Origin of the sequence: Polaribacter cellanae, assembly GCF_017569185.1 — a bacterium.
In the GTDB taxonomy this organism is placed as follows: domain Bacteria; phylum Bacteroidota; class Bacteroidia; order Flavobacteriales; family Flavobacteriaceae; genus Polaribacter; species Polaribacter cellanae.
The window spans coordinates 1052288-1072897 of the sequence record NZ_CP071869.1 but is presented as its reverse complement, the minus strand read 5'-3'; the positions used below and the strand labels follow the sequence as shown (position 1 = coordinate 1072897).

Annotated in this window: 18 protein-coding genes; 13 read left to right on the top strand and 5 right to left on the bottom strand. The window is 30.3% G+C overall.

The genetic code is table 11. The features are described 5' to 3' along the window. Nucleotides 1–101: 101 nt before the first annotated feature. The 10 genes from J3359_RS04965 to J3359_RS04920 all read left to right on the top strand — a co-directional run bounded on the left by J3359_RS04965 (nucleotide 102) and on the right by J3359_RS04920 (nucleotide 8343). The gene (locus J3359_RS04965; protein WP_208079635.1) at nucleotides 102–710 is read left to right on the top strand and encodes a fumarylacetoacetate hydrolase family protein; all 609 of its coding nucleotides are present in this window, start codon (nucleotides 102–104) and stop codon (nucleotides 708–710) included. 8 nt (nucleotides 711–718) lie between these two features. Beyond that, a complete protein-coding gene (locus tag J3359_RS04960) occupies nucleotides 719–1033 on the top strand; it encodes a hypothetical protein (RefSeq protein ID WP_208079634.1) in 315 nt (104 codons plus the stop codon). Then, a complete protein-coding gene (locus tag J3359_RS04955) occupies nucleotides 1034–2275 on the top strand; it encodes a competence/damage-inducible protein A (protein ID WP_208079633.1) in 1242 nt (413 codons plus the stop codon). Nucleotides 2276–2449: 174 nt separating this feature from the next. Then, nucleotides 2450–2689, top strand: a complete 240-nt coding sequence (gene rpmB / locus J3359_RS04950; RefSeq protein ID WP_077809621.1) for a 50S ribosomal protein L28 — start codon at nucleotides 2450–2452, stop codon at nucleotides 2687–2689. Nucleotides 2690–2769: 80 nt separating this feature from the next. Beyond that, nucleotides 2770–2952: a 50S ribosomal protein L33 gene (gene rpmG, locus J3359_RS04945; RefSeq protein WP_138537223.1), complete on the top strand. Its 183-nt coding sequence runs from the start codon at nucleotides 2770–2772 to the stop codon at nucleotides 2950–2952. Nucleotides 2953–3003: 51 nt separating this feature from the next. Further along, nucleotides 3004–3156, top strand: a complete 153-nt coding sequence (locus tag J3359_RS04940; RefSeq protein ID WP_208079632.1) for a DUF4295 domain-containing protein — start codon at nucleotides 3004–3006, stop codon at nucleotides 3154–3156. A 270-nt stretch (nucleotides 3157–3426) separates the two neighbouring features. Next, the gene (ftsY, locus tag J3359_RS04935; RefSeq protein WP_208079631.1) at nucleotides 3427–4401 is read left to right on the top strand and encodes a signal recognition particle-docking protein FtsY; all 975 of its coding nucleotides are present in this window, start codon (nucleotides 3427–3429) and stop codon (nucleotides 4399–4401) included. Nucleotides 4402–4498: 97 nt separating this feature from the next. Further along, nucleotides 4499–6148: an amidase family protein gene (locus tag J3359_RS04930; protein ID WP_208079630.1), complete on the top strand. Its 1650-nt coding sequence runs from the start codon at nucleotides 4499–4501 to the stop codon at nucleotides 6146–6148. A 58-nt stretch (nucleotides 6149–6206) separates the two neighbouring features. After that, nucleotides 6207–7559 (top strand): 30S ribosomal protein S12 methylthiotransferase RimO, encoded by a 1353-nt coding sequence (rimO, locus tag J3359_RS04925; protein ID WP_208079629.1) that lies wholly within the window; start codon nucleotides 6207–6209, stop codon nucleotides 7557–7559. Between the two features lie 46 nt (nucleotides 7560–7605). After that, entirely contained in the window at nucleotides 7606–8343 is a 738-nt protein-coding gene (locus J3359_RS04920; RefSeq protein ID WP_208079628.1) for a Dph6-related ATP pyrophosphatase, read from the top strand. A 163-nt stretch (nucleotides 8344–8506) separates the two neighbouring features. On the opposite strand, the gene J3359_RS04915 is transcribed toward J3359_RS04920, so the two are convergent. Beyond that, a complete protein-coding gene (locus J3359_RS04915) occupies nucleotides 8507–10990 on the bottom strand; it encodes a M14 family metallopeptidase (protein ID WP_208079627.1) in 2484 nt (827 codons plus the stop codon). 203 nt (nucleotides 10991–11193) lie between these two features. On the opposite strand from J3359_RS04915, the gene bshC reads away from it, so the two are divergent. Next, entirely contained in the window at nucleotides 11194–12807 is a 1614-nt protein-coding gene (gene bshC, locus J3359_RS04910; protein ID WP_208079626.1) for a bacillithiol biosynthesis cysteine-adding enzyme BshC, read from the top strand. 190 nt (nucleotides 12808–12997) lie between these two features. Beyond that, nucleotides 12998–13855, top strand: a complete 858-nt coding sequence (gene rlmF / locus J3359_RS04905; RefSeq protein ID WP_208079625.1) for a 23S rRNA (adenine(1618)-N(6))-methyltransferase RlmF — start codon at nucleotides 12998–13000, stop codon at nucleotides 13853–13855. Between the two features lie 123 nt (nucleotides 13856–13978). On the opposite strand, the gene J3359_RS04900 is transcribed toward rlmF, so the two are convergent. Beyond that, on the bottom strand, nucleotides 13979–14581 hold the full coding sequence (locus J3359_RS04900) for a hypothetical protein (protein ID WP_208079624.1): 603 nt from the start codon (nucleotides 14579–14581) through the stop codon (nucleotides 13979–13981). A 403-nt stretch (nucleotides 14582–14984) separates the two neighbouring features. Here J3359_RS04900 and J3359_RS04895 point away from each other — a divergent pair, with 403 nt between their 5' ends. Continuing rightward, nucleotides 14985–16493, top strand: coding sequence for a hypothetical protein (locus tag J3359_RS04895; RefSeq protein WP_208079623.1), 1509 nt, complete (start codon nucleotides 14985–14987; stop codon nucleotides 16491–16493). A 58-nt stretch (nucleotides 16494–16551) separates the two neighbouring features. On the opposite strand, the gene J3359_RS04890 is transcribed toward J3359_RS04895, so the two are convergent. From J3359_RS04890 to argS, 3 genes are all read right to left on the bottom strand, one after another. After that, nucleotides 16552–16926: a LysM peptidoglycan-binding domain-containing protein gene (locus J3359_RS04890; RefSeq protein ID WP_208079622.1), complete on the bottom strand. Its 375-nt coding sequence runs from the start codon at nucleotides 16924–16926 to the stop codon at nucleotides 16552–16554. Between the two features lie 230 nt (nucleotides 16927–17156). Beyond that, nucleotides 17157–18545 (bottom strand): dihydrolipoyl dehydrogenase, encoded by a 1389-nt coding sequence (gene lpdA / locus J3359_RS04885; RefSeq protein ID WP_208079621.1) that lies wholly within the window; start codon nucleotides 18543–18545, stop codon nucleotides 17157–17159. Between the two features lie 230 nt (nucleotides 18546–18775). Then, a complete protein-coding gene (gene argS, locus J3359_RS04880; protein WP_208079620.1) occupies nucleotides 18776–20551 on the bottom strand; it encodes an arginine--tRNA ligase in 1776 nt (591 codons plus the stop codon). Nucleotides 20552–20610 lie beyond the last annotated feature (59 nt).

Genomic DNA, 20610 nt, shown 5'->3' with positions numbered 1-20610 from the left:
AAAAAGAGTTATAAAATTTGTTTTAATAATAAATTTGAATACTACAGTATTACCCAGTTTGTAGTTCCTTGCCTTTGGGAAGGTTAGGATGGGCTGTTTTTATGAAAATAATTTGTATTGGGCGCAATTACGCAAAGCATATCGAAGAATTGGCAAATGAAAAACCAGCACATCCTGTTGTGTTTTTAAAGCCAGATTCTGCTATTTTACCGAGGAAAAATCCGTTTTTTATTCCACCTTTTTCAAATGATGTCCATTATGAAGTAGAGGTTTTGGTAAAAATTAATAAAGTAGGCAAACATATAGATGCCAAGTTTGCGCATAAATATTATGACGAAATTGGTTTAGGAATCGATTTTACAGCAAGAGATATACAACAACAATGCAAAGAAAAAGGCCTGCCTTGGGAAAAAGCAAAAGCCTTTGACGGAAGTGCAATTGTGGGGGAGTTTTATCCGAAAGAAAATTTCGATTTAGAAAACTTGAAATTTCAATTATATAAGAATAATGAACTTGTACAAGATGGAAACACAAAGGAAATGCTATGGAAAACAAATGAGTTAATTGCTTATGTTTCGCAATATTTTACTTTAAAAAAAGGAGATATTATTTTTACAGGAACACCAGCAGGAGTTGGTAAAGTAAATGAAAATGATGTTTTAAAAGGAATTTTGGCAGGTGAGGAAGCATTTCGCATTACAGTCAAGTAAAAATTTGTATGAAAATTTTAGGCTATATCTTTATATTTTACGTTGGTTTTTATTTTTACAGACTTGCAGAAAATCATAATAAAAATAAATGGTTATTTGGATTTCTAGGAGTTGCTATTTATTTTTCAGGTCTACTAATATACCCTCTTTATGTTAGATTTTTTTACGTTGAAGAAATAAATGAAACTTCATTGATTTTTATAAGCTTCAAATCCTTTGTTATAGGGTTTGTATTTATATTAGTAAGTTTTCAGCTTTTAAGTATTTTTTGGAGCCGTAAAAAGAAAATTGATAAAAAAGAGATAGAAAAAATAGGAAAGTAAATGAAAGCAGAAATAATAACGATTGGAGACGAGATTTTAATCGGACAAATTGTAGATACAAATTCACAATGGATTGGTCAACAATTAAATAAAATAGGTGTTTCTGTATATCAAATTACTTCCATTCAAGATGAAGAGCAACATATTTTAAATGCTTTTAAGGAAGCGCAAGAAAGAGCAGATATTGTAATTATTACAGGAGGTTTAGGCCCCACAAAAGATGATATTACCAAGAAAACAATAGCTAAATTTTTTAATGACGATAAAATTGTAGAATATCCAGAAGTTATAACACATATTAAAGGATTGTTCAAAAAAATAAATCATCCATTTAAAGAAATTCAACGAACACAAGCACAATTGCCTTCCAAAGCAATCTTATTAAAAAACAATTTTGGTACAGCTCCAGGTATGTGGTTTTTCGAAAATAAGACTGTTTTTGTATCACTTCCAGGTGTTCCGTATGAAATGAAAGGGTTAATTACGAATGAAGTGTTGCCAAGAATTCAAAAACAATTTAAACTACCATTTATACTTCATAAAACAATTATGACGTATGGACAAGGAGAAAGCACCATCGCAGAAAGAATAGAAGATTTCGAAAATAATTTACCAACTTATATAAAATTGGCATATTTGCCCTCATTTGGGAAAGTTCGTTTGCGATTATCCGCCTTTGGCGTGAATAAAGAAATTTTAGAAAAAGAACTAAATGCAAAAGTAAATGAGGTTTACCAACTCATTCCAGAAATAATTACAGGTTTAGATGATGATGCTTCTTTGGAAAAAAGAATAGGAGTTTTGTTAAAATCCAAAAACAAAACAATTGCAACAGCAGAAAGTTTAACAGGAGGCAAAATTGCATCTACCTTGGTTTCTGTAGCAGGTTCATCAGCCTATTATAAAGGAAGTTTTGTAACCTATTCAGCAGAAACAAAAATAAGTTTATTAGGAGTTTCCGAAGAAATCATAAAAACACACACAGTTGTAAGTAAAGAAGTTGCTTTAGAAATGGCAAAAGGAGCCAAAGAAAAACTAAAAACAGATTATGTAATTTCTGTTACAGGAAATGCAGGGCCAACAACCGATAATACCGATAAAAGTGTTGGTGTTGTTTACATAGCATTAATTTCTGATGAAAAAGAAATCGTCGAAGAATTCAGTTTTGGGCAACCAAGAGAAAAAGTAATAAACAGAACTGTAAGCAAAGCCTTAGAAATGTTGCAAAAAGAATTAACTTAAAGCTTTTTTCTGAGAATTTAAAGAAGGTAAATCCTAGTAAAGAGAACAATTAAGCACTTATTTTAAGTATTTGTAATAAAGATTAAAAAATTCATAAAATTGTTTTGTTCAATATTGTAATTATTTGTAGATTTGCACCTCGTTTAGAGATAACACTAAAAAACTGTCGAAAAGATGTCTAGAGTTTGTGAATTAACAGGAAAAAAAGCAATGGTTGGGAATAACGTTTCTCACGCTTTAAATAGAACCAAAAGAAAGTTTGACGCTAATTTAATGACCAAGCGTTTTTACATTCCAGAAGAAGATAAATGGATTACTTTAAAAGTATCTGCTTCTGCATTAAAAAATATTAACAAGAAAGGAATTTCTGCAGTTATAAAAGAAGCGAGAGCTAACGGATTTTTAACTAAATAATTATTAAGTCGCAGTTTACAGTTACAGTTTCCAGTTGCAAAACTTTAAACTTTAAACTTTAAACTTTTTAAACTAAAGAGATGGCAAAAAAAGGTAACAGAGTTCAAGTAATTTTAGAATGTACAGAGCACAAAGCAACTGGAAAACCAGGTACTTCTAGATACATTACAACTAAGAACAAAAAGAACAGTCCAGATAGAATGGAGATTAAAAAATTTAATCCTATCTTAAATAAAATGACAGTTCACAAAGAAATTAAGTAATTTAAATATCTAGAACTCAGGACAGAGCATATAGATTAAAACATTTAGACAATGGCAAAGAAATCAGTAGCATCGTTACAAACAGGATCAAAAAGATTAAGTAAAGCTATAAAGATGGTAAAATCTCCAAAAACAGGAGCTTACATGTTTGTAGAAGCAATTATGGATCCTGCATCAGTAAACGACTTTTTAGCTAAAAAGTAATCGTTTACCAAAAAATATTCAGAGCTACTTTCTTAAATTAAGAAAGTAGTTTTTTTTGTGCCTTATAATTACGTATTTTTGGCGTTACCTAAAAAGGTTGGGCTTGGAATTTATCTTCAGCGGAGTCGAAAGGTTATATTTTTTTGCAGAAAAAGTAAAAAGGATGTCATTTCAACCCCTAACACAAAAGACATTTTTAGTGACAATTTGACTAAACCAAACAAATGGCACGTTTTTTAACGTACTGATTTTATAGTATAAAATATAAAAATGAGTTTTTTTAAAAAAATATTTTCGAAAGAAAAAAAGGAAACATTAGACAAAGGTTTAGAGAAAACAAGTACAAATTTCTTTAATAAACTTTCTAAAGCAGTTGCTGGAAAATCTAAAGTAGATGACGATGTTTTAGACAATTTAGAAGAGGTTTTAGTAGCATCTGATGTTGGTGTAAACACCACACTTAAAATTATTACAAGAATCGAAGAACGTGTTGCCAGAGATAAATATGTTGGTACAGACGAATTAAATAAAATTCTTAGAGAAGAAATTGCAGCTTTACTATCGGAAACAAATGTTGGCAACGAAACTGAATTTACAATTCCAAAAATCCCTAAAAATACTGAAGGAAAGAAAATGCCTTATGTTTTAATGGTAGTTGGCGTAAATGGAGTTGGCAAAACAACAACTATTGGTAAGTTGGCTTCTCAATTTAAAAAACAAGGATTAAAAGTAGTTTTAGGAGCAGCAGACACTTTTAGAGCAGCAGCAATCGATCAATTACAAGTTTGGGCAGACAGAACAGGTGTGCCAATTGTTCGTCAGGAAATGGGGTCAGATCCTGCTTCTGTAGCTTTCGATACCTTAAAATCGGCAGTAAATCAAGATGCAGATGTCGTAATTATAGATACAGCTGGTAGACTACATAATAAAGTCAATTTAATGAACGAGCTGACCAAAATTAAACGTGTAATGCAAAAAGTGGTAGACGATTCTCCACACGATGTTTTATTAGTTTTAGACGGCTCAACTGGACAAAACGCATTTGAACAAGCCAAACAATTTACATTGGCTACAGAAGTTACGTCTTTGGCAGTTACAAAATTAGACGGAACAGCAAAAGGTGGTGTTGTCATAGGAATTTCCGATCAATTTAAAATTCCCGTAAAATATATTGGAGTAGGAGAAGGAATAGAAGATTTACAAGTCTTCAATAAAATTGAATTTGTAGATTCTTTTTTTAAGTAGGAATAATTTTTAATAAATATTTTACAACTCTTTTTACATTTTGTGAAAGGAGTTTTTTTTGTTTCTTATCTTTGGATATCAAAAAAATATTTCAATAATGAAAAAATTACTACTACTTACCACATTAATAACTTTCGTTGTTAGTTGTCAGCAAAAAAAAGAAGTTGTTCTTAAAGATGCTTTCAAAAAATATGACGAAACAAAAGCTTTAGCACAATCGCAAGAAAACAAAAGTGAACGAATGAAGTTTAAACTAATTCAATCTAAATATTTAGATATGAATGTTGTTTTTAAACCATTTCAAAAAGAATTGGCTACTTTTTCTGAAGAAAACTACGAAGCACTAAAACCGCTAATTTTAGAACAAAACATTCCTCAACTTCAAAAAAATGTAAAAGAAGGAAAACTATCTTACGAAAAGCTTACACTTTTTTATCTTTACAGAATTCGAAAATTCGAAAGTGATTCAACATTATCGTTAAATAGTATTATTGCTTTAAACCCAAATGTTTTAAAGGAAGCTAGAGAAAAGGATAAAAATAAAGTTGATGTTTCAGAATTATCAATCTATGGAATGCCAATTTTATTAAAAGATAATATCAACACAAAAGATATGAAAACAACTGCAGGAGCAATTGCTTTGGCAGATAATAAAACTTCGGAAGATGCTTTTATCGTTCAGAAATTAAGAGAAAATGGTGCAATTATATTGGGCAAAGCCAATTTAAGTGAATGGGCGTATTTTTTCTGTGATGGTTGTCCTTTAGGATATTCAGCAATTGGTGGACAAACCTTAAACCCTTATGGAAGAGGAAAATTTGAAACAGGAGGAAGTTCTGCAGGAAGTGGAGTAACAGTCGCAGCAAATTATGCAGTTGCAGCAGTAGGTACAGAAACTGCTGGCTCTATAACTTCGCCTTCAAGTCAGAATTCTGTAGTAGGTTTAAAGCCAACCATTGGTGTTTTAAGTAGAACAGGAATTGTTCCAATTTCTTCAACATTAGATACACCTGGGCCTATGACAAAAAGTGTTGTTGATAATGCCATTTTTATGAATGCTTTAAGAGGTTTTGATAAAAGTGATGCTGCTTCAAAAAAAATAGAAGAAGATTACATTCAAAACGGATTTAGAAATAAGTTTGAAAACAGAAAAATTGGAGTAATAAAACAATTATTATCCGATTCTATTTACAATTCAACAATCGAAAAACTAAAAAAAGTAGGTGTTGAAATTGTCGAGATTACACCTCCAGAAATCTCTTTTGATGGTTTTGTTACGTTGTTAAATATCGATATGAAGCACGATTTACCAAAATATCTAAAAAACAATGCCAGCAAAAATATAGAAGTAAAGAATGTAAATGATATTATAAACTTCAATAAAAAAGATTCTGTTTTAAGAGCTCCTTATGGACAACAATTATTTGAAGGAATTGTAAATGATAAAACAATGTCATTAGAATTTAAAAAAATAAAGAAAAACTTAAATTTGGAAGGACAAAAATATTTACAAGCTTTAAATAAGGAGAAATTAGATGCCATTTTATCGATAAATAACTATCATTCAGGCATTGCAGCCGTTGCAAAATACCCAACATTAACAGTTCCTATGGGATATAAAGAATCTGGAGAACCTGTAAGTTTAACTTTTATTGGTTTGCCTTTTTCCGAAAGAAATTTATTAGAAATTGGGTATGCTTTTGAGCAATTAACGAAAGTTAGAAAAATGCCTAAAAACTATCAATAGAAGCAATTATTAATCATTTTAAAACTCGTATTTTTGCACTCGCTTAAAACAAAATACAATGCGTACAAAAACCATCAAAAAAAATAAAATTAACGTTGTTACTTTAGGTTGTTCTAAAAACATTTACGACTCGGAAGTGTTAATGGGGCAGTTGAAAGCCAATGGTAAAAACGTGGTGCATGAAGATGAAAATGATGATGGAAATATTGTTGTGATTAATACTTGTGGTTTTATCGGAAAAGCAAAAGAAGAATCTATTGATACGATTTTACACTATGCCAACAGAAAAGAAGCAGGAGAAATCGATAAAGTTTTTGTTTCAGGATGTTTAAGTGAGCGTTACAAACCAGATTTGGAAGAGCAAATACCCAATGTAGACCAATATTTTGGTACACACGATTTGCCGAATTTATTAAAGGTTTTAGAAGCAGATTATAAGCACGAATTAATAGGCGAACGTTTAACAACCACTCCAAAACATTACGCATATTTAAAAATTGCAGAAGGTTGTGATAGACCTTGTTCGTTTTGTGCGATTCCTTTAATGAGAGGAAAACACGTTTCTACACCTATTGAAGATATTGTTACAGAAGCAACAAAATTAGCAGAAAAAGGCATTAAAGAAATTATGTTAATCGCACAAGATTTAACATATTACGGATTAGATATTTACAAAAAACGCGCTTTGGCAGATTTGTTAGAAGCTTTGGCAAAAGTAGATGGAATTGAATGGATTCGTATGCATTATGCATTTCCAACAGGTTTTCCAATGGATGTTTTAGAAGTAATGAAACGCGAACCAAAAGTGTGTAATTATTTAGATATTCCTTTACAACACATTAATACAGAGTTGTTAAAGTCGATGAAACGAGGAACAACACACGAAAAAACAACGGCTTTAATCCGTAAATTTAGAGAAGCAGTTCCAGAAATGGCAATTAGAACTACGTTAATTGTTGGTTACCCGGGTGAAACTGAAGAAATGTTTCAAGAATTAAAAGATTGGGTAGAAGAAATGCGTTTCGAACGTTTGGGAGCTTTTGAATATTCGCACGAAGAAAATACTGGCGCTTATGTTTTAGAAGACGATGTTCCTGCAGATGTAAAGTTTAAACGTGTAAATGAAATTATGGAAGTTCAGTCTCAAATTTCTTGGGAATTAAACCAAGAAAAAATAGGAAAAACTTTTAGATGTTTGTTCGATAGAAAAGACGGAGAATATTTCTACGGAAGAACAGAATCGGATTCTCCAGATGTAGATAATGATGTTTTGGTAGATGCTAAAGAACACTACATTAAGATTGGAGAATTTATTGATGTGAAAATTCACGATGCTGGAGATTACGATTTGTATGGAACGCCTGTTAAAAAGCAAGAAAAACCAGTTCCTTTAAATCAAAGGAAAAAATAAACTTTTAAAATCCTACTTGTGTAGGATTTTTTTGTGAAAAAATACGATGAAAAAAACATATTTTAATTGGAGTTCAGGGAAAGATGCTGCTTTGGCATTGTATAAAATGCAACAGAATCCTGATTACGATGTAAGTTTGTTGGTTACGACTGTAAATGAAGATTATAAACGGGTTTCTATGCATGGTTTGCGAAAAGAGTTACTCGAAAAACAAATAGTATCTTTAGAACTTCCACTTCAAACAATTTCTTTTCCTGCAAATGTAACTATGGATTCTTATTCTAAAACCATGAAAATAGCAATGGATTCTTTAATAGAAAAAGAATATGAATATGCCGTTTTTGGCGATATTTTTTTAGAAGATTTAAAAGAATATCGCGATTCTAAATTAAAAGAAGTTGGCATGAAAGGAATATACCCACTTTGGAAGAAAGACACAAAAGAAGTTATAGCCGAATTTTTAGAATTGGGTTTTAAAGCAATTACAGTTTGTGTAAATTCGAAAATGTTAGGCGAAGAATTTGTCGGTAGAATTATTGACGAACAATTTATAAAAGATTTACCAGAAAATGTAGATGTTTGTGGAGAAAATGGCGAGTTTCATACTTTTGTTTTTGATGGGCCAAATTTTAGCAAACCTGTAGATTTTACAATTGGTGAAAAAACGTTGCGTTCTTATACTTTGCATAGTAATGATGATGATAATTGCTATCAATCAAAAGATAAAGAAGAAGAAAAAAACTACGACACCAGTTTTTGGTATTGCGATTTGATTCCGAAATAAATTATTGTAAGGTTGAGCTATTTATTAATTTTATGGTTTTAACCCAGAAAGGGTTTCAAACCCTTTCTGGGTTGTGGGTTGTGAAATTTCCTGCAAGCTCTTTTTTCTTTTTCAGAAAAAAAAGCGAGTAGCGAAAGCCCGTTAAAACGCCCAAATAAAAACTTTACTTCAACTTATCTGAATTTAATAAGAAAACTGCATTCGCTACAAATAACTTTCCATTTTCCCAGAAAGCTCTAAATAAAGGGTTGTCTACCATATAAATAACGCTTCCATTGCCCATTGGTTGCTCGCCAATAAACAACGATTTTGGCACGTTTTTTACAGCTTTACTTCCTGCATACCCCGAAACATTTTTCGTGTTTTCGTCGAAATACCCAACATTGTAGCCGTCTTTTAAATACTCATAAGAAGTTCCGCCTAATTTTAGAGAAAAATATTCCTTTCCATACCCAAAAGCCAAAGGATGTGTGTTGTCTAAAGTACTTTTAAAAATACTTCCCGTGATTAAATTGGCAACATCTTTTCTCTCTCTGTCTGCAAATGGCGTTAAATTAATGTCTTTTTCGTCTTTTTTATCTTCGGAAACCTTTGTTTTTAAAGAGAAATCATCTTTGTTCGCAAAACTGCTAACTGCATTTCCAATAGCGATTAAAGTTCCTCCAGAATGTGTCCATTTTTTTACTTTTTCTAAAGTAGATTTATCTAAAACAGCATTGTAATTTCCACTTGGCAAAATAATTACATCATATTTAGAAAGGTCTGTAGATGAAAAATTATCAGAATTTATATTGGTAATTGGGTATTTTAATTGTGTTTCAAAAAAGTGCCAAACTTCTCCAAAACTTAATGATGATGTTGCTTTACCAGAAATAACTGCAATTTTTTGTTTGTTGATAGGTTTTATAGATGGCGAACCAAAATCTGCTCCAGTTTGAGAAAATCCAGAGGAAACAGCTGTTAATTGACGCATATTTCTATCCGCAATTTTTATTAATTTGGAATCAAAATTTTTATTTCTATTGTCGTTTCTTAAAATAATTAAGGTTCCTTCTTTGTATGATTTTCCATTTGCAGAAAATGCTTTTTGTGTGAATCTTGGAACCATATCATTTTTTAATAAATCGGCTAAAAATGTAGCATCATCGATACTATTCCATTTAGAAATGTAGGCATAAGCAGATTTATTGATACTATTATTAATGATTTTTTTACCATTATTTATAGAAGAAGCCACTTTAGAAGTGGATGCTACAGCATTAATTCCATGTGCATAAGGCAAAGACCAAGCTGTAATATCGTAGGTTAAAGAATCTGCTAATTTGGCATTTGGCTCAAATAAAACTTTTACCATTTTACCTTTTGGTTGATTCGTATGAATTACTAAATCGTTGGTAGAAGTATCAAATTTTTCGTTTTCTTGATTTGCATAATTGTACCCTTTTACAGAACCTTTTTTGGCATTTTCGTACTTAATTTCGTGTTTGTCTAACAATGCTTTTAAACGATTCATTTTATCTTCGTTATCGTTTTTTAAAACGTAACTTTTATAATTTAAATCTGCATTATTAAAGAATTTCTTGAATTCGGTATTCAGTTTTTCTGCATTTTGTGAAGAAATTTCAACTGTAGATAAACCAGTTGTCATATGATGTATTGCTCTGTCTTTTAAGGTTAAAACTTCGCCTTCATCTGTATGTATTCCCAAACCAGCCATTCCATGACCAGCCTGTTCATACGTCATTCCAATTGCGCCCATGTAAGTTGGGTAGGTATCTCCATAACTTGGGTACAACAAATCGAAACTTTCTTTTGTAAAATATAACCAATCTTCTTTGTCGAAATATTTTGCGTGATTTTTACCTATTTGAGTTTGAAAATCACGTTGCCAATCCGTAATTATTTCGTGAAAAGGTTCTGCAGCAGGCGCAAAATAATAAGGATTGTTAATATATTGCTCATGAAAATCGACATGAACATGTGGCATCCACTTATTGTACATTTTAATTCTTTGTGCAGATTCTACTTGTGTAACCCAAGCCCAGTCTCTATTTAAATCAAATAAATAATGATTTGGTCTTCCAGAGGGCCAAGGTTCTTTGTGCTCTTTTGCGTTTTGATCTATATTAAAAGGCATACTTTTAACTTGATTGTACCAATTTACATATCTGTCTCTTCCATCAGGATTTACACATGGGTCTATAATTACAATCGTGTTTTTTAACCAATCTTTTTTATTGGTAACCAATTCATAAAGTGTTAACATAGCCGCTTCTGTACTTGAAGCCTCATTTCCATGAACGTTGTAGCTTAGCCAAACAATGGCTTTTTTATTAGTAGCATTCCCAGAAACTATTCCAGTTTGAGAAAGATTTTCTTTTCTAATTTGACCTAAATTATTGATGTTTTCCTGTGAAGAAATATAACTCAAATACAAAGGTCTGTGTTCGTTTGTTTCTCCGTATTTTTCCATTTTAACGTTCGATAAAGTGTTGCTAACATATTGGAAATAGTCTACAACCCTGTGATGTCTCGTAAAACGAGAACCAATTTCATAGCCTAAAAATTCGGATGGAGATTGTAAAGTTTGAGAAAAAAGGGTTCCTGTAAAAAGAACAAGAACGACTAAAAATGCTTTAATTTTCATGTGTAAGTAACGGATTAGAAAACCAAAAGTAAGGATTATTTTTTTTAATATTTTAAAACTCTTTTTTTAGTTGTTAAAACTTTGTTAGATTGAAAATGAAGTTCCGACAAAGCATAAAATATTCGTATTTTTATAAAAAATTAAATGAGCCAAATGCACCTAACATCAGAAATTAATTGTTGCTTTAAAAGTGTTATTATATAATGAAAGTAACACAAATTCCTTTTAAAAACACTGGTTTTTTCTCTAAAACAATGCTCGATTATTTAGAGCAAAAAGAAACGATAAAACCATTTTATAATAATTTTCCAGATATTACAGGTTTCCATAATCAGATCGAAGAAAAACAAAAATCTTACAGGTTACAATCGAGATTGACCTTGGTAAATGCACTGGAAAATCAATATAAATTTCTCGACTCCGCTCTAAATGACAATGCAGTTTCAGAAAAAACGAAAGAAAATATAGCCTTATTAAAACAGCAAAATACATTTACGATAACAACAGGACATCAATTAAATTTATTTACAGGTCCTTTGTATTTCTTATATAAAATTATTTCTGCGATTAATTTAGCGGAAGAATTATCAGAAAAATTTACAGATAAAAATTTCGTTCCTATTTATTGGATGGCAACAGAAGACCATGATTTTGACGAGATTAATTACTTCAATTTCGAAGGAAAAAAAGTATTGTGGAACAGAAAAGATGGTGGCGCAGTTGGGCGATTTTCCACAGAAGGTTTAGAAACTGTTTTTGAAGTTTTTTCGAATCAATTAGGGAATTCTAAAAATGCAGAGCAATTAAAAGCACTTTTTAAAAAAGGATATTTAGAACACAATAATTTAGCAGATGCCACTCGTTTTATTGCCAACGAATTGTTTAAAGAATACGGTTTGGTAATTATTGATGGTGATGATACAACTTTAAAAGAACTATTTATTCCGTTTGTAAAAGACGAATTAGAGCATGAAACTTCGTTTAACGAAGTTTCTAAAACGATTACAAAATTAGAAAAGGAATATAAAATACAAGTAAATCCAAGGGAGATAAATTTGTTTTATTTGAGTGAAAGCTCTCGTGAACGTATTGTTTTTGAAGATGGAATTTACAAAGTAAACAATACTGAAATCACTTTTTCTAAAGATGAAATTTTAAAAGAAGTAGCTAAAAATCCTTTAGCATTTTCGCCAAACGTAATTATGCGACCCTTATACCAAGAGGTTATTTTACCAAACTTATGTTACATTGGAGGAGGAGGAGAAATGGCATATTGGTTTGAGTTAAAGAACTATTTTAAGAAAGTAACTATTCCTTTTCCTATTTTATTGTTGCGAAATTCTGTACAAGTGATTTCTACAAAACAACAAAAAAAATTAAATAATTTAAATATTTCTCATGAAGAGTTATTTTTGAATCAGCATAAATTACTATCCAAAAAAGTAGTAGAAAATTCTGATATTAAGATTAGTTTCAATGATAAAATAAATTATTTAGAAGAACAGTTTGCCGAATTAAAACAAGTCGCAGAAAAAACAGATGTTTCTTTTATTGGTGCTGTAAAAGCCCAAGAAGTAAAACAAATAAAAGGATTACAAAATTTAGAAAAACGTTTGTTAAAAGCAGAAAAAAGAAGACAAAACGATTTGGTAAAAAGAATTACAGCATTGCAAAACCAAATTTTACCAAACCAAAGTTTAGAAGAAAGACAACGTAATTTTTCTGAATATTATTTAGAATATGGTGAAGATTTTATCGATGCTTTAAAGAAATCGTTAAAACCTTTAAAATTAGAGTTTACGATTTTAGAGATTTAATTTTTTAGACACAGATTTCACGGATTTTCACAGATGTTTGTGGTAAAAATAAGATACGAATTTCACGAATTAGCACGAACTTTTATGTTTTATAAAATTAAATTTAAAAGCATATCTATTTTATCAATGAAAATCAGTGAAATCTGTGTTACTTTTTTATCACTAATCATCATCATTACAATCAACAAACATGAAAGACAAAGGATTGCACCCAAAAAATAAATTTAATAAAGGATATAATTTTAATGAATTAATAAAAGTAAATCCACCTTTAAAAGAATTTGTTTCAGAAAACAAATATGGAACAACAACTATTGATTTTTCGAATCCAAAAGCTGTAAAAGAACTCAATAAAGGTTTACTGTTTTCTTTTGATAAAATTTCTGTTTGGGATTTTCCTGACGAAAATTTATGTCCGCCAATTCCTGGGCGACTAGATTACATACATCATTTGGCAGATTTACTTGCTGATGAAAAAAACATAAAAATATTAGATATTGGAACAGGAGCAACCTGTATTTATCCGCTTTTAGGAGTTGCAGAATATAATTGGAATTTCGTGGCTACAGATATCGATTTAGATTCTTTGGACACAGCACAAGATATTATAGACGATAATAAATTGGAGCAAAATATTACTTTACGTCAGCAATTTGATGAAAACAATATTTTAAAAGGAGTTATTGAGGGTGAAGACTCATTTTTGGCAACCATGTGTAATCCGCCTTTTTACAAATCTGCAGAAGAAGCACAAGGTGCAAACAAGCGTAAAAATAGAAATTTAGGAAATAGTGCTGTTCGAAATTTCTCTGGAAACAACAACGAATTATGGTATGTTGGAGGCGAAAAAGCATTTTTGCATAATTATTTATATGAAAGTTCTTTATACAAAACGTCAAGTAAATGGTTTACAAGCTTGGTTTCTAAAAAGGAAAATGTAGAGAGTTTAGAAAAATCATCCAAAAAATTGGGCGTAATTGAGTTTAAAGTAATTCCATTAAGTCAAGGAAATAAAGTAACGAGGATAGTTTGTTGGAGGTTTCAGTAGGCAGTATTCAGTATTCAGTTGGCAGTTATCAGTTGGCAGTCATCATCTGAATTAATAACAGGTAATAATCTGTGTAATCCGTGAAATCTGTGTCTTTTTTTTCTGTGAATCTCTGTGAAATAATCAATTAAAAACAACATCATTAATTTTATATTTTTTACAAATAAAATGTAAAATGGTGTACACTAACATGTGGACAAAAACTAAGCAAATAAAAGCATATAAAGGAACTCCAAAAAGTTGGTAAGGCCAATAATACGTCCAAACTCCTAAATAAATAGTTATAACTTCACCAAAAGCAGGAAGAATTAAAGCCAAAATAATTGCCAAAATAATTTTATTTTTCTGAGTTTGGTTTTTCAAAAGAGGAATTAAATTTCGCTCTAATTTGTATAAATAATGGAAAGCCAACATCCAAGCAAAAGGTAACCATAAAGGCAGTTCTCTTGTAACTTTATGATATTCCCAATAACCATTGTTTACACCCCAAGTTTCACCAACAATTCCTCCAAAACCAGTTAATAACATTCCTACCAATAACAACCAATTCTTATTCGTTTTTGGTTTTATAATCTCTTTGTAAATATTATGAATAATTTTTAGAATTAAAATCCCTGCAATAATTGCATCATATTGTTTTAATAAACCAATTAAAACCCCAGCAAAAATCAATTTTATAAGCGCTTTTAGAATTTCTATGGAAAATTGTTTTTTGTTAGTGATCAAAATTTTGAGGCTGTTTTATTATATTTTGAAATCTTCTTTCTTGATTTTTATAGGTAAAATAATAGGTGAATAAAAAATAAATAATAAACAGAATAACAAATATCACTAGAAATTTAAGAGTTAGGAAACCTTTATTTCCATCTGATATTTCAAATAATTCCATAATTATACAAAAAGGTAGCACAAAATAAATAGTTTGAAGAAACGAGAATTTAAGTCGTTTTTCTCTTTTTATCTTCCAATAGCTTATAAACTTTTCGTTTTTTGTTTTATAATATTCTTTTGAATTCATAATTTAATTATACAAGGTAAAAATACTGTTTTTTAAACTTTAATCTAAAAATAATTATTTATTTCTGTATCTTCATTTTCTAAATTAAAGAGCGAAATAATTGCAGTTTTTATGAAGATAACAAAGTTATTTTACAAGAAATTTTTAGTTGTAATTTCAATTATAGCGATTGTTTTATTTGGATTGAATTTTTATGCAAAAAATAAAATTGATGAAGTTCTTCAACAAAAAATAACAGAAAAAGGCTTTGAATATTCTGGAGATATTTCTGTAAATGTTTTATTCGGAAATGTAGCTATTAATAATGTAGAACTTTCTAAAGATAGTTTAAAATTTCAGTCAAATACGATTTCTGTAAGCGACTTTTCCTATTATTCCTTTTTAATAAATGATAAAATTTCAATTGGAGAAGTTAAAGTCAGCACCTCTTCAATTGAAGGGAAATTACCCAAAAAAACTTCAAAACCAATTTCAAAAAAAGATACACTTCAACATAAAAAGGAAGAGATTTTTATAGAATCAATAATTGTAAATAATTTGAATGTTTCTGTTGTGGATGCAGCGTCTTATCCCATAAAAATGGCAAATATTAATATAGAAATTAGCGATTTTGATTTATCTGCAAACAGCCATAAAAAAATCCCTTTCTCTTACGATAATCTTTTTGTGGAAATAGACAATTTCGAGAAAAAAACATCCGAAGTTCAAGCAATAAAGTTTAAGAAATTCGAATTTAAAAATAATGATATTGTTATCGATAGCTTACAAATTGTACCTTTAAAATCTAGAAAAAATTATATTTATCATCTCCCTTACGAAAAGGAGTTGTTAGACTTGGTTGCAAAGCAAATTAAAATTTCTGATATTAAAATAGAAGAGGAGCCCAATTTATCTTTTTCGGCAAATCATATTTTGGTAGACAATGTTTTTTTCGATTTGTATTTGAATGCTTCAGTTTTAGAAGCTTCCAAAAAGTTCAAGCCTTTGTACAGTAAAAGTTTACGTGATTTACCTTTTAAAATTGATGTAAAAAGTTTAGATATTAAAGACTCTAAATTAATTTATGAAGAGCAAACAAAGAAAAACCACAAACCAGGAATTTTAGTTTTTGATGAATTGAATGCTCAAATAAAAAATATAAATAACAGTGAGTACAAAACAGAAAAATTTACAGTTGTAGATATTCAATCGAAGTTCATGACCGACTCAGCTTTAAAAATAAGATGGAGTTTCGATATCAACAATAAAAACGATGATTTTAGAATTTCAGGAAGTTTGTTTCATGTGAATTCTAAAAATATGAGTTCTTTTATTTTACCTGCTTATAACGTAAAAATGGATGGTTATATTAATGAGATGTTTTTCGATTTTGAAGGAAATAATTCCGTTTCCAACGGAAAATTAAATATTGATTTTAAAAATTTTAATATTAAGATTTTAGATAAGCAAAAGAATAAAAAGAAGTTTTTAAGCTGGTTAGCGAATCTTTTTGTAAAAGATACTTCTAAACAGGGAATGGTAAAAACTAAAGTAGAAAAATTAGAAAGAGACCAAACAAAATCGTTTTGGAATTACTTTTGGAAAAACATTGAGAAGGGATTGCAAAAATCGCTTATTTAAAGATACAAAAAAACCGAAACAATTTGCTTCGGTTTTCATATGCTAAAAAAGTAAATTCCTACAAGTTAGGAATTACTAATTCCTGTCCTGGATGAATAACATCTGGGTTTTTTAAGATGTTTCCATTGGCTTTAAATATTTCGGTATATTTAGAAGCTTTTCCATAATATTTTTTTGCAATTTTTCCTAAAGTTTCTCCTTTTTCTACAGTATGTCTTGCGTAAATAGAATCGTCTTCTATTTTTATATCTGCCATAATATCAGTTGGGTTTTCTCCACCAATTTTTTTAATTTCGTCCCAAATTAAGTCTTTCTCATAAGGTGTTTTTGCAAATCCCCAAACTTTTAATTGTCCGTTTTCTTCTTTTACATCACCATCTTTAATATTTAACTGTTCTCCTAAATCTAAAACACTTCGATATTTTGTTCTCATTTTAATTCTTTTTTTTTTGGATTGTTATTATAATAATTTAAAGATACAAAAAAACCGAAGCAAATTACTTCGGTTTTTCGACAAATGTATCTATTTTATCGTTGAAAAGTCTTTTTTAAGAAAGTTAGTGAGAATTTTTACAAAACGTTTTATAAAATCTGTTTTTTATATTTTAATAAAGATATAAAATAAAAATCCTTTGCGAACTTTGCGTCTTTGCGTTTAAAACACTACAAATGAATCACTTCATCATAAGCATCTGCAACAGCTTCCATTACAGCTTCACTCATAGTTGGGTGTGGGTGAATTGTCTTTAACACTTCATGCCCAGTAGTTTCTAACTTACGTCCTAAAACGGCTTCTGCAATCATATCTGTAACACCAGCACCAATCATGTGGCAACCTAACCACTCACCATATTTTGCATCAAAAATAACTTTTACAAAACCGTCTGGAGTTCCAGCCGCTTTTGCTTTTCCAGAAGCAGAAAATGGGAATTTACCAACTTTTAAATCGTAACCAGCCTCTTTTGCTTTTGCTTCTGTCATACCAACAGATGCAATTTCTGGAGTTGCATAAGTACAACCAGGAACGTTTCCATAATCAATTGCTTCTGTATGTAAACCTGCTAATTTCTCTACACAAGTAATTCCTTCAGCAGAAGCAACGTGTGCCAAGGCTTGCCCAGGAACCACATCTCCAATTGCATAATAGCCAGGAATATTTGTTTGGTAATAATCGTTTACCAAAATTTTATCTCTGTCAGTAATAATTCCAACATCTTCTAAACCAATATTTTCTATATTCGATTTAATTCCAACTGCCGATAATAAAATATCTGCTTTTAAAGTTTCCTCACCTTTTTTAGTTTTTACAGTTGCAACAACGCCTTCACCAGAAGTATCTACAGATTCTACTGAAGAATTTGTCATTACTTTAATTCCTGCTTTTTTAATGGAGCGCTCAAATTGTTTAGAGATATCAATATCTTCTACAGGTACTACATTTGGCATGTATTCTACAATGGTAACCTCAGTTCCCATAGCATTGTAAAAATGCGCAAACTCAACACCAATTGCACCAGAACCTACAACAATCATAGATTTTGGTTGGCTTGGCAATGTCATTGCTTGTCTGTATCCAATTACTTTTTTACCATCTTGAGGTAAGTTTGGTAATTCTCTAGAACGAGCACCAGTTGCAATAATAATATTGTCTGCGCTATATTCTGTTACTTTTCCATCTTCAGCAGTAACATCTACTTTTTTTCCTGTTTTAATTTTTCCAAAACCGTTAATAATGTCGATTTTGTTTTTCTTCATTAAAAAAGCAACACCTTTGCTCATTCCATCTGCAACACCACGACTTCTTTTAATTACAGCATCAAAATCTTTATCAATTGCTTCTGCTTTTAAACCATATTCATCTACATGTTTTAAATAATCGTACACTTGTGCCGATTTTAACAAAGCTTTTGTTGGAATACACCCCCAATTTAAGCAAATTCCACCTAAAGATTCCTTTTCTACAATTGCAACTTTAAAGCCTAATTGACTTGCTCTAATTCCAGTTACGTAACCTCCAGGTCCACTTCCGATAATAATGATGTCGTATTTCATTTTTCTTTATTTAAAGATTTAAAATTAAAAGATTCAATACAATTTCAATCTTTTAATTATTTAATTTTTCAATATTTATTTGGGCGTTTTAACAGGCTTTCTCTACTCGCTTTTTTTATTCAAAAAAGAATAAAAAAGAGCTCAAACAAATCGTTCAATCCTTAACGCTTGCTAATTTACTAACTTTTGTCCTTACTGCCAACTGCATATTGCAACTGTTGACTTATTTTCTACATTCTCTCTGGAACTTGAATCCCCAACAACGAAAATGCAGACTTAATTGTATCTGCTACTTTCTTAGCCAATTGTACTCTAAATACTTTTTTATCTTGATTTTCTTCTCCTAAAATTGATACATTTTGATAAAAAGAATTGAATTCTTTTACCAAATCATACGTGTAATTTGCAATAACTGCAGGCGAATAATTGGCTGCTGCTTGCTGAATTATCTCTGGAAACAACTCCAATTGTTTCAATAATTCTTTTTCTTTTTCATGTAATTCAATCGAAACTGGTTTAGAGTAATCAAAATCTGCTTTTCTAATTATAGATTGAATTCTAGCATACGTATACTGAATAAAAGGTCCAGTATTTCCTTGAAAATCTACAGAACTTTTTGGGTCGAACAAAATTCTTTTTTTCGGGTCTACTTTTAAAATAAAATATTTTAAAGCTCCTAAACCAATGGTTTTGTATAATTCGTTTTTTTCCTCATTAGAATATCCGTCTAATTTTCCTAATTCCTCAGATATTTCTTTGGCTGTAGTTGTCATTTCTACCATTAAATCATCAGCATCTACCACAGTTCCTTCTCTCGATTTCATTTTTCCAGAAGGTAAATCTACCATTCCGTAACTTAAATGATGTAATTGTTTAGCCCAATCGAAACCTAATTTCTTCAATATTAAAAACAAGACTTGAAAATGATAATCCTGCTCATTTCCAACAGTATAAACCATTCCACCAACATCTGGGAAATCTTTTACACGCTGTATCGCAGTTCCAATATCTTGTGTCATATACACTGCTGTTCCGTCTGAACGCAATACAATTTTTTCATCTAAACCATCATCTGTTAAATCGCACCAAACAGAACCATCTTCTTTTTTATAGAAAACACCTTTTTCTAAACCTTGTGCAACTACATCTTTTCCCAATAAATACGTATCACTTTCATAATATAACGTGTCAAAATTAACTCCCATATTTTTGTAAGTAACATCAAAACCTTTATAAACCCAAGAGTTCATAGTTTTCCAAAGAGCAACTACTTTTTCATCTCCAGCTTCCCATTTTTGTAACATTTCTTGTGCTTCCATTAGAAGTGGCGCTTGTTTTTTTGCATCTTCTTCAGAAATACCTGATGCAACTAAGTTGCCAATTTCTTTTTTATATTCTTTGTCGAATTTTACGTAATAATTTCCAACCAATTTATCTCCTTTTAAACCAGAAGATTCTGGAGTTTCTCCATTTCCAAACTTTTTCCAAGCCAACATCGATTTACAGATATGAATACCTCTATCGTTTATAATTTGTGTTTTGTACACTTTTTTTCCAGCTGCTTTTATAATTTCAGCAACAGAGTAGCCTAATAAATTATTACGAACATGCCCTAAATGTAAAGGCTTGTTGGTGTTTGGCGAAGAATATTCCACCATTATTGCTTTTTCATCTGCTTTTGGCGAAACAATACCGAAATTTGCATCAGTATATATAGAATTGAAGAAGTTTGTGTAAAAAGCATCCTCAATTACCAAATTTAAAAAACCTTTTACAACATTGTAGTTGGTAATTTCTGGGACATTTTCAACAACATATTTTCCTAAATCTTCTCCTATTTGTACAGGGTTTCCTTTTTTATAGCGCAACATTGGAAAAACCACGACTGTAATATCTCCTTCAAATTCTTTTCTGGTTGCTTGAAATTCCACAGTCGGAATTTCTATAGTATATAATGCTAAAAAGCCTTCTTTTACTTTGGCTTCTATGGTATTTTGGATATTCATTTACTTTCGAAAATTGAATTGCAAAATTAAGGATTTTATTTGTTTTTTTGGAACTGAAA

Excerpts from the sequence above, each read along its gene's own strand:
- J3359_RS04930 (WP_208079630.1), top strand. The coding sequence starts at position 4,499 with ATGAAAAAATTACTACTACTTACCACATTAATAACTTTCGTTGTTAGT.
- J3359_RS04955 (WP_208079633.1), top strand. The coding sequence starts at position 1,034 with ATGAAAGCAGAAATAATAACGATTGGAGACGAGATTTTAATCGGACAA.
- rimO (WP_208079629.1), top strand. The coding sequence starts at position 6,207 with ATGCGTACAAAAACCATCAAAAAAAATAAAATTAACGTTGTTACTTTA.
- J3359_RS04895 (WP_208079623.1), top strand. The coding sequence starts at position 14,985 with ATGAAGATAACAAAGTTATTTTACAAGAAATTTTTAGTTGTAATTTCA.
- J3359_RS04960 (WP_208079634.1), top strand. The coding sequence starts at position 719 with ATGAAAATTTTAGGCTATATCTTTATATTTTACGTTGGTTTTTATTTT.
- argS (WP_208079620.1), bottom strand. The coding sequence starts at position 20,551 with ATGAATATCCAAAATACCATAGAAGCCAAAGTAAAAGAAGGCTTTTTA.
- ftsY (WP_208079631.1), top strand. The coding sequence starts at position 3,427 with ATGAGTTTTTTTAAAAAAATATTTTCGAAAGAAAAAAAGGAAACATTA.
- rpmB (WP_077809621.1), top strand. The coding sequence starts at position 2,450 with ATGTCTAGAGTTTGTGAATTAACAGGAAAAAAAGCAATGGTTGGGAAT.
- J3359_RS04915 (WP_208079627.1), bottom strand. The coding sequence starts at position 10,990 with ATGAAAATTAAAGCATTTTTAGTCGTTCTTGTTCTTTTTACAGGAACC.
- J3359_RS04890 (WP_208079622.1), bottom strand. The coding sequence starts at position 16,926 with ATGAGAACAAAATATCGAAGTGTTTTAGATTTAGGAGAACAGTTAAAT.
- bshC (WP_208079626.1), top strand. The coding sequence starts at position 11,194 with ATGAAAGTAACACAAATTCCTTTTAAAAACACTGGTTTTTTCTCTAAA.
- lpdA (WP_208079621.1), bottom strand. The coding sequence starts at position 18,545 with ATGAAATACGACATCATTATTATCGGAAGTGGACCTGGAGGTTACGTA.
- rlmF (WP_208079625.1), top strand. The coding sequence starts at position 12,998 with ATGAAAGACAAAGGATTGCACCCAAAAAATAAATTTAATAAAGGATAT.
- J3359_RS04965 (WP_208079635.1), top strand. The coding sequence starts at position 102 with ATGAAAATAATTTGTATTGGGCGCAATTACGCAAAGCATATCGAAGAA.
- J3359_RS04940 (WP_208079632.1), top strand. The coding sequence starts at position 3,004 with ATGGCAAAGAAATCAGTAGCATCGTTACAAACAGGATCAAAAAGATTA.
- rpmG (WP_138537223.1), top strand. The coding sequence starts at position 2,770 with ATGGCAAAAAAAGGTAACAGAGTTCAAGTAATTTTAGAATGTACAGAG.
- J3359_RS04920 (WP_208079628.1), top strand. The coding sequence starts at position 7,606 with ATGAAAAAAACATATTTTAATTGGAGTTCAGGGAAAGATGCTGCTTTG.